Annotated in this window: 12 protein-coding genes; 6 read left to right on the top strand and 6 right to left on the bottom strand. The window is 32.1% G+C overall.

Annotated features, from left to right (window positions below; all coding sequences use genetic code 11):
• Positions 1-11 precede the first annotated feature (11 nt).
• Positions 12-1,049, bottom strand: coding sequence for a hypothetical protein (locus tag AB671_RS11335; protein ID WP_066679756.1), 1,038 nt, complete (start codon positions 1,047-1,049; stop codon positions 12-14).
• 421 nt (positions 1,050-1,470) lie between these two features.
• Between AB671_RS11335 and AB671_RS11330 the strand changes: the two genes are divergently transcribed.
• Complete coding sequence (locus tag AB671_RS11330; RefSeq protein ID WP_228391037.1) at positions 1,471-2,646, top strand: hypothetical protein; 1,176 nt, start codon at positions 1,471-1,473, stop codon at positions 2,644-2,646.
• A 284-nt stretch (positions 2,647-2,930) separates the two neighbouring features.
• Here AB671_RS11330 and AB671_RS11325 read toward each other — a convergent pair whose 3' ends face one another.
• From AB671_RS11325 to AB671_RS11310, 4 genes are all read right to left on the bottom strand, one after another.
• Positions 2,931-5,249: a DEAD/DEAH box helicase gene (locus AB671_RS11325; protein WP_066679758.1), complete on the bottom strand. Its 2,319-nt coding sequence runs from the start codon at positions 5,247-5,249 to the stop codon at positions 2,931-2,933.
• Entirely contained in the window at positions 5,246-5,929 is a 684-nt protein-coding gene (locus AB671_RS11320; protein ID WP_066679759.1) for a hypothetical protein, read from the bottom strand. The genes AB671_RS11325 and AB671_RS11320 overlap by 4 nt, the downstream gene beginning before the upstream one ends.
• A 149-nt stretch (positions 5,930-6,078) precedes the next feature.
• Complete coding sequence (locus tag AB671_RS11315) at positions 6,079-6,792, bottom strand: HNH endonuclease (RefSeq protein WP_066679760.1); 714 nt, start codon at positions 6,790-6,792, stop codon at positions 6,079-6,081.
• A gap of 188 nt (positions 6,793-6,980) precedes the next feature.
• Complete coding sequence (locus AB671_RS11310) at positions 6,981-8,351, bottom strand: hypothetical protein (RefSeq protein ID WP_157444192.1); 1,371 nt, start codon at positions 8,349-8,351, stop codon at positions 6,981-6,983.
• A 399-nt stretch (positions 8,352-8,750) separates the two neighbouring features.
• Between AB671_RS11310 and istA the strand changes: the two genes are divergently transcribed.
• Both istA and istB read left to right on the top strand, forming a co-directional pair.
• Positions 8,751-10,301 carry an IS21 family transposase gene (istA, locus tag AB671_RS11305; protein ID WP_066679762.1) on the top strand — a complete coding sequence of 517 codons (1,551 nt, stop codon included), beginning with the start codon at positions 8,751-8,753 and terminating at the stop codon, positions 10,299-10,301.
• 12 nt (positions 10,302-10,313) lie between these two features.
• Positions 10,314-11,051, top strand: a complete 738-nt coding sequence (gene istB / locus AB671_RS11300) for an IS21-like element helper ATPase IstB (RefSeq protein ID WP_066679763.1) — start codon at positions 10,314-10,316, stop codon at positions 11,049-11,051.
• Between the two features lie 131 nt (positions 11,052-11,182).
• Here istB and AB671_RS11295 read toward each other — a convergent pair whose 3' ends face one another.
• Positions 11,183-12,838 carry a hypothetical protein gene (locus AB671_RS11295; protein WP_066679764.1) on the bottom strand — a complete coding sequence of 552 codons (1,656 nt, stop codon included), beginning with the start codon at positions 12,836-12,838 and terminating at the stop codon, positions 11,183-11,185.
• Positions 12,839-13,349: 511 nt separating this feature from the next.
• Here AB671_RS11295 and AB671_RS11290 point away from each other — a divergent pair.
• The 3 genes from AB671_RS11290 to AB671_RS11280 form a co-directional block, all read left to right on the top strand.
• The gene (locus tag AB671_RS11290; RefSeq protein ID WP_066680822.1) at positions 13,350-14,840 is read left to right on the top strand and encodes a recombinase family protein; all 1,491 of its coding nucleotides are present in this window, start codon (positions 13,350-13,352) and stop codon (positions 14,838-14,840) included.
• The gene (locus tag AB671_RS11285; RefSeq protein ID WP_066680820.1) at positions 14,827-14,985 is read left to right on the top strand and encodes a PTS sugar transporter subunit IIBC; all 159 of its coding nucleotides are present in this window, start codon (positions 14,827-14,829) and stop codon (positions 14,983-14,985) included. The genes AB671_RS11290 and AB671_RS11285 overlap by 14 nt, the downstream gene beginning before the upstream one ends.
• Before the next feature lie 628 nt (positions 14,986-15,613).
• On the top strand, positions 15,614-16,412 hold a 799-nt coding region (locus AB671_RS11280), incomplete at its 3' end, for a hypothetical protein (RefSeq protein WP_157444191.1).

Raw genomic sequence — 16,412 nt, 5'->3', positions numbered from 1 at the left:
TATTTACTTCATTACTCGGCATTATTGTAAAACTCTTCTTCAGCTTTTATTAATGGTAGGTGCCATTCCCAAAGTTCCTCAAGTGTCTGAAAACTATCGGGTATTTTATTTCCCTCCTGAAACATTTCTCCTGGACTAAGTGGCATTGCCCAATGATGATAGCTTTCGACCGTTCTTCTAGGATGAAGAGCTAAAGAACTTTTAAAGTAATCTGTACAATAATGATAATGATGCGTATGTATGAATCTATTCCATGCATTTCTTACATCATCTTCGGGTCTGATATCTATTAATTCAAATTCTTCCATTGCTCGATCTTCAACATCGCCCCAAGCCTCACTTAATAAATCTATAGCTTCAACATCACTAATAGGAGCTGAATAACCAAAAACTGTTACTCTTTCTGCAATTTCCAATTGATCAGCAAGAGAATCCCATTGACCTTTTATGTAAGGATCAGTATTATAATCTTTCTTATCAACCGGATACAATAACTGAGTTGGTTCAAAAAGTTGCTCTGTTTTTTTTGAGTACATTCCAGCAGGTCCAATAGTGCCATTTGATTTGTCAAACCCTAAAGAGACGCATCCATGTAAAAACAATATACCTGGGCTTTTTGTAAACTTTCCATTTCTGACATATGCTTTATAAAGAAAGGGATCCCAATTAAAAGTTGCTATGACATCTTTTCTAGATCTTAGAGCCAATATCATATAATCGTAAATTGTTGGTTCATCGGGTAGGTCAAGCTGTTCAAAGTACTTGTAAACCTCAAGTTCGATAACCTCTTTTTCATCTGGAAATCTACCTTCATTAGAGATCTTACTGTATAGCTTCTCAAAGTCCTGCTTCAATGCTTTATAATCATCTGGTAAATGATCAATGATGCTGTTTAGCCCAACAATATCTACAATATTCCACATTAAGGGAAGTTTTTTTTCGTTCTTTTCAGGATTTTTTAGCGTTGATGCAAATGAGGCACCAGCTCCTAGTAATAGTACGTGCGTACCACTGCCGTGTACTGTTTCAATTTCATCTTTCGTAGTCATTAGTTAAAGTTTTTTATTTGAGCTAAAATAACTATTATCTTTTCTAAAATAACTTTTCTAAACATAAAATTTAAAACATTTAAAGTCACTAAATTGTGTAGCAAAACAAACACATGTTCTAAAGAAATATTAGCATAAATTAATCCCGCCATATATTATTGACGATTGAAAACTAGTACCGCTTGTATCAATAGTAATGAAAATGAAGTGATTTAATTTAAAGACTGTCGCCGATAATACCAATATTTTCTTCATGTGAAAAATTATTAGAAGTAAACAAAACTACGCAAATACATTGCGCTTCAATGTTGTTAATTTGCTAAATGTATTATGAATAGTTAGTATAATAATATAATTTTAGAAAATGTGGAATAGATATAAAATCAATTGTCAAACCTGTGAAAAAGTTACAAATCTGAGGTTGCATATACCAGAAAAAGAGAAACTGGAACTTTCATTTAATTGTCCTAATTGTTCTTCCGAAATCAAAGGTGTCCTTCACGTCAATTTGGAGGAAGGTAGTTTCTATTTAGATATGAAGAGAGGAAATTTAGTTTATGGTCACCCAAATCAAGGTGATTATTTTTACGAATATAGTGATACAATTATTACTAATAAACCGTCTGAAGAGCTTCACAATATAATGTTGCCAACATTTAGATTACCTCGCAAGCAGTTTGATGCATTGAAAGATAGGAAAGACCTGCGATTATTCTTTTCGGAGGATATATGGACTGATTTGAAAGATCTTACTCGAGCATACATAAGATTTGACATGTCTAATATTGAAAAAGTAGGTCGAAAAATTCTTGGAAATAAGAATGATTATGTTGATTATTTAGAATGTAAGATAGAGCCAGATTTTCATAGAATATATTTCCTTTCATTAAATCATATAATTTATCCCTGGATCGATTTTGATAATCATCGGGATTTCGTTTTGTGGCTTACTCAAAATGTTTTTGTAGAGAATAATGTAGAAGAACTAAAAGAGTTTGTTGATGTATTTGATGAGTATGTTTGTGAAAAGATTAGGGAAGATATGGGGGGATTGTTGATTAGATTTATCGATTTAAAGGATTACTTTCTATATGCTAATCCTGAGGACTTAAGAAAGGATGGATTTGCTGCAATAAATAACTTTGATCATTTAAAAACTTTTTATACAGATTGTTTTGAATTTATGGGAAGAACTAGTCAGTACGTTTTCCGATTACAGAATATCTATGAGAGGGGGAATCAGAATAGTGTTCCTCCTGGGACACCAAGAAATGTTACAGATGCGGATTCCTTCGCTCTTCTAAAAAATGGTCTAAAATTGTCCATTATAGAATTATCTACCGAAGAAAATTTCAAAAGAATTTACAGAAATTGTTTTGATAGTAGACTTAGAAATGGAATTAACCATTTCAAAGTTAAAATTGACGCCAATACTCAATTAATCACTTATTTTCCCCTCGAAAACAGATCTTCTCAGGAATTTACAATACAATATATTGATTTCCTAAACAAATCATTACAGTTATTTAATTCAGCACTTAAGATTGGACAAATTATGAAAATGGTAGCGAATTTTCGTGGATTTGGCTTAAGATAGCAAAATTTAACCTTGAGATATTTATGGTGTAGCAATTGGGAGGTTCTTAATTGTCTAATAGATCAATCAATATGAATAGCAAAGAAGTAGTGTTTTTTTTATTGGAGCCATAAAGTTTGTTATTAATAACAAATAAAATACGCTATGGATGAAGTTTTGATATTGCTGCTTAAAAATCAAGAGTAATTCTAGTTCGACAGTAATAAGATTTAACTTAGCTTTGACATTAGTTTTTAGCCATAACACAGATGTTCTAAATATAATCAATATTGATGGATGCCAAATTAAATGTATCTTCGTAGAGGCTCAATTTGTTTTTCCGTTAAGTCATAAATTGTATCTTTAACTATTATTTCTTCTTCGGAGACATCTGTAATGTAATCATCTAAAACATCTATGTCTTCAAAGGTAAGACCATATCTCAATAAAAGAATATATCTTTCATTGTCCGTTCCATATTTTATGTACTTAGCAAGTTTTACTGCTCTTGAGTCTTCATATTGATCATAATATTTGATAAATGCGGCATAAAATACATCTGATAATTTGAAGCCTATCAATTTATCAATGTAGTCATAAGTATCACTGATGATAAAGTCATAATCAACATCCTTTGCTAAAATATTCCTGCCATCAATGCTCAATGCGTTATAAGCCTGAAGATTTTTATTAGGAAATTCGGTAGGACATTCAGTGTACCATTTAGCTTGAAGTCGATTTAAAACTAAATGATTATGTTTATGGAGCCGCCTTAAGTTTGATAAACTAGTGTGACTATACCTGTACCAACAAATATTTTTAAATGTTTTACCGTGAACCTTCCAAATAATAATTTTTATTGCAGTATTGAAAACATTTTGTTCTCCATGACTTAGTTCACGACCTAAATAACCAGAATATATTTGTTCAAATTTATCATATAAAGAGTGTTTTTCATTAATATCCTCATTTAATGTTTCTAATGATATAATGTCATCACCTTCAAAAATTGAATCTAATAGTTGTCCAATAATGGAGAATATTTCTTGTGAACTCAGTTTCCTAACCTGATTTTCTGTTAAATATAGTTCATCATCAAAAGTTTCATTTAGAATTGCATCTTTGAAATCATTGTAATCATCATCTTTTTCAGGCTCTTCAACATCAAGTAAAGAAATGGTTTCTAATTCTTCATCTTGAACCATTATATTTCTAAAGTTCGGAATGTTCTTAACGACCACAAAACCATAGTCGAATTTATAATCTATCGTTGAACGGCCGGCTCTACCAATTAAGTTTTTTACGGAAAGGGGTTTTGAGCCTTCTAATTTATTCAGATAAACAATATCAAATGGCATGTTTACGCCTTGTTCCAAGGTCGACGTTGCAAAGCAAATTTTGCACAATCCCGCATTTGTGTACTTTTCAAGAATGCTTCTGATTTTTAAAGGGAGAGAACCGTGATGAATTACAATTCCCCGTTTTAGGTAGCTGATAAGTTTCGAATAGTAATCCTTATTCCTGTCTACGGAACCTCCCGTATATTCAGTAAGATCTTGTATGTAATCATGAACAATTTCGTCGCTGTATTCTTTACATAACTTTATGTAATCTTGAAATTCTGTAAATACTTTGTTATTTTTTATTGATGCTTTGGATACATAAAAAAGTACGGATCCCGACGCAATAAGTATAGCTTCAATAGGATCAAAAGGTGAGAGAACTTTAAAATTTCCCATAACGGACTTATCTATTCCAAAATGATGGAAGCTACCGGATGATCTTTCATGATAAAAAAAAATTTGACCGACGTTTTTTTGAACAAATTGACTGAAATTTCCAGTATTAAATTCGATATTGTTTTTTACAAATTGAGCTTCAGGATTTCTAACAAAAGGGTGTGCAAATACAAAAGTAGAATTCATAAAATTTTTATAACAACGTCTTACCATACCGTCAAATAATAATCCTCGAGTTGATTCTTCATTGGACAATTGGGCTTCGTCGAATAGAAACAGATCGATATTGAATTGCAATTTAAGTTTAAATAATTCTCTGCATCTCTCAGGTGTTACAATGAAAATATTTCGTGTAGCTTTTTTTGTATTGATCTTGTCAATAAAAGTTAGAATATTTATTGACTTATCTTGGAGGGCGTAATCTAATTTGATTAGGTATTCATTAATTAGTGCTCGGGAGGGTACAATAATTACAACATCACCGCGTGATTTTTTAATCTGATTAAAAAAAACAAATGATTTTCCAGTACTTGTTGGGGCTGAAAAGCTAAAGCACCTCTTATTTTGGATACTATACAGAATTTTTGCCTGGACAGGGGTGTAGTAGTGGTCATATTCCTTTTTAATATGCCTGCGATATTGACCAAAAATCACTTCCTCAAGTGAAGTGGTCTGTAAATTATGCTTGTAAAATATACCGATGAAATATAATATTTTGCTAAGATGCTCAGTAAATTCGTCAGGATGATAGATTCTTAGTAGGGTCAGTATTTCAAGATCTGATGTTTTGTTCGGTCCAGTTCTATATATATTGTCCAGGACATATGCGAATATATCTTGAATATTATCATTTTCCTGTATTCTACGTATAAAATTATGACTCATACGTTAACAGCAACTAGGATGATCTCTTTCGAAGAATAAAGGGATGTATAAGCTTTGTTTTTTTTTATATTTTCGATTAACATATCTGTTGTTATATTTTTAGAAGAAAACGCTGCAATAAATCCGATCTCATTCTTATGGCAATTTTCAAGTGATTCGTCACAAAAAAAGTTTTGAATATCTACAATGTCTGTGATGTGCTGCTTATCGTTATAGAATTGGAAAATCTGGTTTAATGCACTTCCGTACGCATTTTGGCTGGCAATATATTTAGCTTCACCGAAAAGAATGTTTTTATTCAAATTCAGGGAATAAAAATCGAAGCCATGATTCCCAATAACTTTTTTCTTAAATAACTCAGCGAGAGGGATATCTAAATATGCATAACTTTCAATAATTGATTGGCGTGCAAGTTCTGAAACAATATATTCCCCGGAACTAGTTGTTACAGCATCATCATCTTTCTTAATAATTTTTGTAGCTATATATGCTACTGTGGGTTTTGCACGTTCCTCATAACTGGATTTAAGAAACTCTCGATCAAATGTGGATATCCAGCTTAGGTTCATCAATGAATCAAGTATATGTTTAAGGGTAAGTTTGAAATCAGTCGGATTAATCCTTAAAAATTTTATGTGCGATTCGATGTTTTGGCAATCTACAATCGTATATCCCTTCATAATTTATTAGTTTGATTAAATATAATAATTATTTTGGTACGAGAATTCTATAATGTATTTATTGATTTCCAAATCGTAAGCAGGGGGGCATAAAGACTCTATATAGCTCAAACGGCATAACTCCAGAAATGATATAGCAATTAATACACTTATAAATTAACTTTATAAATTTCAGGATTTTCTTTTTTTCTTATTACTAAAGTTGCTACGGTCCATTTATCTGTTCCAGAAATATGAGGAAGAATGGTATTCGGATCCCTTTCTCCAAAAACATAATATCCTTTTTCTTCTAATTCATCAAGAAGCTTTTGCAAATCATAGCCTATTTGAACTTTGTCATAAGCTTCAACCATTCCACATATATCTCCAAAATCAATAAAAGTTTGTATAATACCTCCAATATATTCTGCTTCGGCTCTGTCTTTTAATTCATCATAGTCAGTATTGTATCCATGCGCCTCGTTAATAATATTCAATAATTCCTTTCCTGATGTTATCCGCATCAAAAATTTAGGTTTTTCTGCTTTATCATCCTGCATAGCATTTGCTATTACTGTTCTCACCCAATTTTCATGATTGACTTTCATATACCTCAGAATTTCTTCAGAGTAAGTGTCCATCAGTTCATCAATCTCTTTATGATGATTTCTGCATAAAAGCAATAAATTTTCATAGTTGTCATATTCCTCAAGATTTGGTAAATGTCTTGGACCATTTTTCTTTGAGCTTATTATGTGACATTCTTCACCAACATTGAATTCCTCTGAATCATCTTTGCCTGTTATTAATTCAGTTTTACAGATAGCACACCTGTTCCCTGATTTTGCCCATAGAAATTTTCTAGTTTTATCTGAAACAGCCATTCTTATTGTTTTTACATAATCTCTAAAGTTAAAGGCTTTTAAGGATATATTTTATTTTCTTCTCATTTTTCCTTTGGTTTTAGATATTTATATTTCTTATTATTTCAATACCAATCTTTTACTTCGTTAAAGAATTTTTCTCCGTCCTGATTAATGTCGAAGTTTTAAGTTTTATCAGTTAATATCTTTTACCGATACCAATTAATGTCGATTAAAGATAATTGAATAAATTTTTTAAAACTTTTTACCGCTTTCTCAAATTCATCTTTAGTTCGATACTTTTCAATCATATACAAGATATGACCAGATGTATAATACAGCAGAAAACTATATTCTCCCCGCCACGTTTTTCCAATCACAGCATTATACAATATTTCTTTAAAATTAACAGTTACCTCTTCTTTTTCGTACATTTCAAATAGCTCTGTAAAAACCAAACTGGATGATTCACTATCTGCAAATTTAGCTGCATCTATGGAGCTAATTTTTCTTTCTTTAATTAAATCAAAATCACTAGGGTAAATGTAGCCTTTATTAAGTCTTTCCTCACTTGTTTCTTTGTATCTATCTTTTTCTTTATCTACATATACCTGAAACAATATTTTAGAATTTTTTAGTTCTCTAATAATATTGTCTGATTTTTCTACTCTTATTTTTGTTTTAATGATACTAAATTCCAGTTCAATATCTTTTAATCGAGTAGAAAGCAAGCCATTTCTTATTTCATCAATTTCAATTGATCCGCTTCTATTAACTTTTAATAACTGATTGATAGCGAAGTTATACAGTTTATCTGAAAAAGAATTAATGTATTTGCTTGGAAGCAGAAACCATTGTAATGAAAGATGACTTAGATTAAGCTTTTCAATATAAGGCATTATTTCAGAGGGTTGATACAATTCTATAAATTCCCCTAATAAATACCGGTACCCCTTCTCAGAAATATTTTGGATTTTTGTAATCGTAAAAATGCATTCCTCCAGTGTCAAAAGATTATTTGTATGAATTGTCTTTAATGCTTTGGGTAATCCATATAATGTATAATCTTTTCTGTTATAATATTTAGTCCAGAACAACGATATACTTGCCAAATCTATTTTCTGCTTTCGATGTAAGGCTAATGTAATATATTCATGAATTTTATTACCTAAATTGAAACTCCCTGTCTCTTTATTTTTTAATATGAGTTCTTCCAATGACAGATAATTATATTCATTCTTTTCAATATTGCTCACCTCATGACCAGCAGCAATTAAATTCTTTTTTACATCATTTAAATACCAATCAGCATAATAATAAGAATCAGGATATTTATCTAAAAACTCAGCTAATTTAATTGCACCTTTTGATTCAAAGCCATCCAGAAAAATATCGAGTGAGTCACTTAATTCTTCAAGCCCCTTATACCTTTTTTGATGGAGGAATAGATTTTCCATGATCCATTTCAAATAATCACTAAAATACCGTCTATCTTTCAGAGCTTTAACGATTTTTGTTTTTGTAATGGCTTTTTTATTCCTGCTAAAAAAATATTCTTCTTTATTAACATCCCCTTCCAATCTTATATGAAAATGGTCGGTGGAGTAATTATCATTTGATACCTTATTGTATAGCAAAATTGGATTATTGCTTCTTACATACAACAACATTCCAAATAAGTATCCTGAACTAGTGATGTCCTCCTCCGTATATCCGTTAAATAATAGTGATTGTGTATAAGTGTAGAGAAAGCCATACGGTGTTGAAATGTGATTTCTGTAAATTAGATTTATAATAAGTGGAAAAGACGGTCAAATTGACCACCTAATTTCGGAGTAAATTGACCACTGATTTCGGAGCAAAGTGACCACCACTTTCCGGTCCAAAATGACCACCTGTTATCTGGGTTATATTTGAGATAAAAACGACTTGATTTTTTCATGATGTTAGCGTCATACATTCGTTAAAAAAAGCGGATTATGGCAAATAAAATAACAGACATGAGTAAGATTAGAAAAGTCATAAAATTCTACAGTACTGGAAAGAGCAAGTTATTTATAAGCAGCTATTTATCCCTTTCCAGAAATACCGTAAAAAAATACATCTCATTATATGAGATCCTGGGCTTAAACCTTGATGCGATCAATGCCAAGACAGACGCCGAGCTGGAACTTTTGTTTTCCAATACCACCGTCCAGTCCATCAGCCCCAAACTACAATCCCTGTACGATTTTTTTCCCAAGATGGAACGTGAGCTCAAAAAGGTAGGTGTCACGGTAAATCATATGTGGGAGCAGTATCTTGTACTGTATCCTGATGGTTTTCAGAGTTCACAGTTCCGGCATCATTACAAGATCTGGGGCAAGAGTGTGAACCCGGTGATGCATATGAATCACAAATCCGGTGATAAGATGTATGTCGATTATGCAGGAAAAACACTCTCCATTATAGATAAGGAAAGTGGGGAGCTTAAAGAAGTTCAGTTTTTTGTAGCTATTCTCGGAGCAAGCCAATACACGTATGCTGAAGCCTCTATGAGCCAGCAGAAGGAAGATTTTGTACGATCTGTAGAAAATGCCATCCGCTTTTTTGAAGGCACACCGGCAGCGATCGTTCCTGATAACTTAAAATCCGCAGTGATCAAAAGCAGCCGTTTTGAACCCACCATCAATGAGACCCTGGCCGATCTGGCCGAACATTATGAAACGACCATCTTGCCTGCCAGGGCTTACAAACCGAGGGATAAATCTTTGGTAGAGGGCGCGGTAAAGATCCTGTACAGAAGGATCTACGCCAACCTTCAACAGGGATCCTGCGGCCTGGATGAACTAAATAGTGAGATCCGGGATCTGCTGGACTCTCATAACAAACGCAAGCTCACAGGACGTCCTTACTCCCGCTACGAGCTGTTCTTAGAGGACGAGAAGCAGCAGCTGCGCCCACTGCCTGAGCGTCGTTTTGAGATCAGGTACCAATCCTTTGCAACAGTGATGCAGAACGGGCACGTACAGTTGAGCCGGGATAAGAACTACTACAGTGTTCCTTACCAGTATATCAAGAAGAAGATCAAGATCCTATACACATCTTCCACCGTGGAGATCTACTATAAATACAACAGGATCGCGATGCACAGACGCAATTACAAGCCTTATGTCTACACGACCATTACAGAACATTTAGCCAGCACCCACCAGTTCGTGGCCGGATGGAGTGCTGCCCGCTTTATCGATTGGGCAAACAGTATTGATACTGCAGTGGGAGAATATATCCTCCAAATTATCGACAGTCGGAATCATCCCGAGCAGGCCTACAAAAGCTGCCTGGGAATCCTGAACTTCGAAAAAAAAGTAGGAAGAGAGCGATTGATAAATGCCTGTAAACGGGCATTGGATTTTAAGATCTACAGCTTTAAGACCGTACAGAAGATATTGGAGAACAATCTGGATCAGATGATCGATCCGGAAAAAGAAGAAAAGGAGCAGGAACTGCCTGATCACGGCAACATCAGAGGAAAACAATATTATCATTAAATACCAACAGTTATGAACGAACCGACAGTGAGCAAAATGAAGCAAATGAAGCTTTACGGCATGCACAATGCCTTTAAGACCGCCATTGAAAGCGGAAGGACAGACCATTATACCCTCGACCAGTTTGTATCGATGCTCATCGATGCCGAATGGGATGAGAGGCACAACAGGCGCATAGAGCGAAGCATCAAAAATGCAAAGTTCCATTACAAGTCCAGTATTGAAAGTGTCAACTTCGATGACACCCGCAATCTCGACCGTAATCTGGTAATGCGTCTTGCAGGATGTGAGTTCGTAGAGAAAAATGAGAACATCCTGATCACAGGAAGTACAGGTGTGGGTAAAAGTTACCTGGGAACTGCGTTGGGCTACCAGGCCTGTATCGAAGGCTTCAAGGTCAATTATTTCAATACTTCCAAGCTGTTTGCCAAATTAAAAATGGCAAAAGCAGACGGGTCATACCTGCGCGAACTAGCAAAAATACAAAGACAGGATGTGATCATCCTTGATGATTTTGGTCTTCAGGCTTTGGACAGTGCCAACAGGATAACCCTTCTGGAGATCATAGAAGACCGTCACAACAACGGATCCATCATTGTAACATCGCAGATCCCGGTGCAGGGCTGGTATGACATTATTGGTGAAAAGACCATTGCTGATGCTATTCTGGACAGACTTATCCATCAGTCCCACCGCCTGGAACTCCAGGGGGAATCTATGAGAAAAAAGAGAGGAGTTAACAGGGAGTAATTATTTATTATATTTGAATACTAATTGACACATGAAAAACAAGAGTTTTTATCAAAATTAAGGGTGGTCAATTTAAACCGAAATTACCTGGTCACTTTGAATTGAAATTGGGTGGTCAATATCACTGGAATTTACATAATAAGTGAGAGATCATAATAATGTGAAATTTCAAAATCATCAAACTTGTATTTAGACATCAAATCTCTTAAATCAAAATAAAAAGTACGAATGGCTTCAATATCTATGCTGTCTTTTATTATTTCTTCAAAAATGGTTATGTTACAAAATTTCCTTGCAATTTCTTTTGTTTGTTGATGAGTAAGTTTAAATAGAGAAAACCTTGAAAGAAATCTTCGATCTAAGCTCCTTATTGAATCATATACCAAGTCGGTAGCATTGTCATTTAGAATTTTATAACTGGTCGACTTGTTACGAAAATAGGTGTTGAAACTGTCATGAAATAAAGCGATTCTGTTCAGCTTGATGTCAAATAGATAAGGATGTTCATCTATAAACTCCTCGACGTAATATTTAGCTTCTCCCAAAAAGTGATCTAATTCTGAATACATTATGTATGAATTTGTACATAAAAATATCGAAAGAGAATATTTCCCTTTTTCATTTTTTATAATACCTTCATAAAAACTGTCAATATCTTGAAGTTGACCGGTTTCCGGAAGCTTCTTATTTAGTTTATAAAATTCTGAAACATATTTTACAAGAATGGGATAGCCCTGGGTCATGTAAAAAACTTCTTTCTGAATATTGTAATCTGTAATATGAAACAATTCCTCTAAAACAAATTCAGTTTGCTTTTTATTCCAGTTTTCCAAAATATGTTTTTGCCAATCTAGCTTAACGACCAATGGTCTTGATAGTATGATGACTTTACAGTACTCTTTTAGTTCATCTATGAATCTTATAAACCGAGAAAGCTCACTGCTATTATAATTTTCAATATGATCTAAACCATCGATGATGAAAGTTAATTTTCTCCTTTTAATCTCTTTGAATAAATCAGGAATCTCCCTGTATTTTAGATCGTGAAACAGTTTTACATTTAAATCTTGTACAAAGTTTTGAAATTTTAATCTCTCCAGATAATCGGATTCCTGATTTCCTACCCAAAATCGGTATAATATATTTAGAGGATATTCTTCAACAAGTGAATTTACAAAATGACTTTTCCCAACTCCGGGTTTACCTTCGATCAATAATAATTTTTCAAATTCAACAAGCGTATGATTAATTTTTACCGATTCTTGTTGTAGATCCGTACTATAAGTTTTTAAGCTGGGAAGATCAGATCTTTCAATCAGCCATATCCTTTTATCTAGTGTTTCGCTTAAATAATTTTCAATCTCATATTTCCTATTTAAGTTCCCACTATATAGATCATCAATAAAGAGATCCGCATCAGTCCGACTCAATGATATGATATACAAATTGCCGTTTTTCAAGCAATCAAAATCTAAAATTTTAGCATTAGGAACAATATCGATATGCTTAAAAAAAACAATGTTTTTGCTCTTAGAAAGCTTGTGAGCTTTACCTTTAATAATTAAATTTTCATAGTCAATAACAAGTTGATCTAATTTTACGTTCTCAAAATCCTTAATCTGAAAACTATATTCTTCATTATTAATATAAACTAATAAATCATCGAAGTTATTATCAACTTTTGCTTCAATCTCAATTTTTAAAATGTTTCGCTCTACATCCATTATGGACAATAAAAGCTGAGTCATGTGTTTTTGATAGGTATAACCGCTGTAAGCATTTCTCATTAAACTGTTTTATTAGATCTATAATTTTGAATTATACATTTTACTGTAAAAAAGTAAATTTAGCAATTTCGTAGCTTAATTTTTACCACATCAAGTATGATTGATACAAATTCACCAATCACTTTGAAGGAATCAACATTCACTCAAAAAGTAGATTCTTTACAATTCTAAGTTTTATTATGGTAGAAATCTTGTAAGTGTATTACTAATATGTTTAATTAATCATAAGAAAATTATACAAAAAAATCCTTGACATGGATAGGAAGTATAAACACCGTTTTGATTTCTTTTCTGATCATCATTCTGATGTCACAAAAATAAATCTAATTTATATGAACTTTTTATGGGAATCCGTAATTGAAATCAAATTGAGTTGACTCCTAAAATGTATTTAGCAATTTATTAGAGTCTGCAGTTGCAATATAAATTCAATATTATAATAGGATATATAGCTTTTTATTTAATGTTTTTTTAATAATTAATTTGTAAATCAAATAAATACATTAATTATATGAATTCAGCTTATTTATATGTTCGTGTAAGTACAGAAGAACAAAAAAGAAAAGGTTACTCCTTGCCGGAACAGGAAGATAGATTGCTAAAGTATTGTAAATATAACAATATAGAGGTCAAAGGGATCTATCGTGAAGATTTCTCTGCAAAAAATTTCAATAGACCTGAATGGAAAGAATTATTCTCCGAAGTCAAAAAGAAATCAGGAGAAGGGGATAAAAACATATTATTTTTAAAATGGGATAGATTCAGTCGTAATGTAGAGTGTGCATATGAAATGATTCGAAAACTCCGGAAATATAAAACAACCGCAATGGCTATTGAGCAACCCATAGATTTTTCTGTACCTGAAAGTGCTGTTATGCTAGCTTTATATTTAGCGGTTCCGGAAGCAGAAAATACCAGGAGAGCTCAAAATACCTCAAATGGTATGCGGCGTGCAAAGTTGTTGGGCAAATATCCTAATAAGGCACCTATGGGTTTTACGAATGTGACCTTAATGGACGGCAAAAAAGCAATTGTACCTAAAGAACCTGAAGCCGAAATTATAAAATGGATATTCCATCAAGCTGCCCAGAATAATCATAGAATATCTGAGATTAGTAAAATAGCTAATGAGAAAGGATTGATATGTTCACGATCATACTTTTTCAGGATTTTACGTAATCCTCTTTATTGTGGACTCATAACGATTAAATTAAATTCTAAAGAAGAGCAAATGATTCAAGGTTTACACGAACCTTTGATCTCTGAGTCATTATTTTATCAGGTTCAATCTATAATTAATACAAAAAGAAAAATTACATCTAATAGAGATGATTTAAAAGAAATCTTTTTCCTTAGAGGTTTTTTAACCTGTCCTGTTTGTGGTCGAAAACTTACCGGAAGTTATTCAAAAGGTAAGCGAAAAAGATATCCCTATTACCATTGTCACGATGGTTGCAGAACTAGAATTGACGCGATTTTACTTAATAATTGCTATCAAAATAAGCTTCAAAAATTGGTACTATCAAATAGTTCAATCGAATTATTTAAGAACATTTTAGAAGATCATAATATTAGAACTCAGAAGGCAAGTTATTTGTACGCTCAACAGTTGCTAGGGAGGAAAATAAAAGAAGAAAAATTAACTCTTTCTCGAGGTAGAAAATTATTTATAGCAGGAATATTAAAAATTGATGATTATAATGATTTAAAAAAAGAAAGTCAAGTTAACACAAGGAATCTGAAAAAAGAAGAGCGTGACGTTATTCTTAAATTAGGAGTTATCGATAAAATGAATCAAATGATAGATAAAACATTCGTTGAGGTTTTCCAAAAGTTTACAGAGTTTGATACTTCAGATAAAACACATGTCGTGAATCTTATTCCTCCAGTTAATATTGATTATAAAACAGGAGATCTTTCTTTAGATTTAAATCAAGCATTTTCAAAAATATTTTCAAAAAAGAGTAACCGAAAAACTAATATGAAAAATGAACTTCATTGATAGAAATGTTTCAGTAGAACAAGCGATTATTATTCTAGCCAAGAATGGTGTTCAAGTTAATGAGAAGGAAGCTAAGGATATATTAGAATTACTATATTTAGTAGCAAAAAACTACAATAAGTCAAAAGAAAAGAAAAAGCCCTAACATTAAGGAGATTTCGAACACTTAATTATTATAGATTAGAAGCCTGTTGTGGCGCTTTCAGACTGTTTATTCCAAACAGACTAAGTATTTTACATTTAAAATGTCGAACACAAAATATCAGACTGTAAAAGTTTGACAAAGAGATGTTTGTGGATAAAAAAAAGAGACAACTAATAAATAGTTGTCTCCTTAAGTGCAAGACGAGCGTATCTTCAAACACTTTTATAGATGATTTGGTTCATTTGAGCCAGATTAAACAAGAATTACAAAATTCATTTTTATCAATAATTTCTTAGTTTATAATTTATTGCAATTTAGCTTTAAAAATTAATAACAATCTGCATTGGAATTGTATGTCTTTAGATAGCTCTGCATGTCCTGTACTCATAACCGCAGAAATACCGAAAGAGTTAGAAAGAATTTTGAACTTATGAATACAATAAAAAATCACTGTATGAACAAATCAAATCCTAATTATTATCTAGTTTTAAAGAACTATTATGATATATTTGAATCACACGGAAACAAATGATTAAAGATCTAATGCAGACTTTGAACGAAAAGAAAAAAAGTATTCGCTAAAACAATAGATTAATTATAAATATTTAGTAAAACGAAGAGATTTTCAATGAATACATCCATGAAGAAATATTTTAAAGATTACACGGAGCATTTACCTGCAATTTTATTATTATTTTATTTGCTGGGTTTTACTTATCAATATACATACTATTTATACTTCAATATATCTATACAATATTATATAACATTAACAGATGTGATCTTTATTGCAATTGAAAATTTGATATTTACAATTGTTTGCTTTGGATTGATTGAGGGAGCTCTTGAAATATTTACTTCCTTGATTTTGAGTTGCATCTATAAATCCAAGAATACTTTAAAATTAAATCTATCCGAAAGGAATTTGCTTCACAGATTTAAAAAATATATGGATTTCTTGATTGACAAAAATAAAGATATTTATAAATTTTCCATTTACATTCTGTTTTTTATAGTAATATTAATTTTCAGTAATGAAAAGTTTTATATTTTTTCACTTATTTTTCCTGCTTTTTTCTATCGATGTGCAATGTTAATAAAAAAAGAACAGAAGCCTATATCTGAAGAATTGAAGAATGGGTCTTATGTAATGTTATTTTGTATGCTTTTAGTATTTTATGCTTTTTGGGGATTAAAAGAAGCAAAGGATATTAAAAATACTTACAGTTCTAAAATAATTAGAATTGATAACATGTACACAGGGGACGGAGAAAATAAATTTATAGGAGAAACTTCTAATTATTATTTTATTTTTAAGACGAAATCCTCCACAGTTTCGGTGTATAATAAAGCTGATTTAGCCCTTGTTGAAGTGGAACCAAATAAATACAGAAGAAAAGAAATTAAAGATTCAGACAATGATCTAA

The sequence above is a fragment of the Chryseobacterium sp. BGARF1 genome, from assembly GCF_001677955.1.
GTDB lineage: Bacteria > Bacteroidota > Bacteroidia > Flavobacteriales > Weeksellaceae > Chryseobacterium.
The sequence above is the reverse complement of the archived record's forward strand: the minus strand, read 5'-3'. Positions and strand labels throughout refer to the sequence as shown.

What these genes read in the sequence shown, in the direction of transcription:
- AB671_RS11335 (WP_066679756.1), bottom strand. Translation starts at nt 1,049, where the DNA reads ATGACTACGAAAGATGAAATTGAAACAGTACACGGCAGTGGTACGCAC.
- istB (WP_066679763.1), top strand. Translation starts at nt 10,314, where the DNA reads ATGAACGAACCGACAGTGAGCAAAATGAAGCAAATGAAGCTTTACGGC.
- istA (WP_066679762.1), top strand. Translation starts at nt 8,751, where the DNA reads ATGGCAAATAAAATAACAGACATGAGTAAGATTAGAAAAGTCATAAAA.
- AB671_RS11290 (WP_066680822.1), top strand. Translation starts at nt 13,350, where the DNA reads ATGAATTCAGCTTATTTATATGTTCGTGTAAGTACAGAAGAACAAAAA.
- AB671_RS11325 (WP_066679758.1), bottom strand. Translation starts at nt 5,249, where the DNA reads ATGAGTCATAATTTTATACGTAGAATACAGGAAAATGATAATATTCAA.
- AB671_RS11320 (WP_066679759.1), bottom strand. Translation starts at nt 5,929, where the DNA reads ATGAAGGGATATACGATTGTAGATTGCCAAAACATCGAATCGCACATA.
- AB671_RS11295 (WP_066679764.1), bottom strand. Translation starts at nt 12,838, where the DNA reads ATGAGAAATGCTTACAGCGGTTATACCTATCAAAAACACATGACTCAG.
- AB671_RS11315 (WP_066679760.1), bottom strand. Translation starts at nt 6,792, where the DNA reads ATGGCTGTTTCAGATAAAACTAGAAAATTTCTATGGGCAAAATCAGGG.
- AB671_RS11285 (WP_066680820.1), top strand. Translation starts at nt 14,827, where the DNA reads ATGAACTTCATTGATAGAAATGTTTCAGTAGAACAAGCGATTATTATT.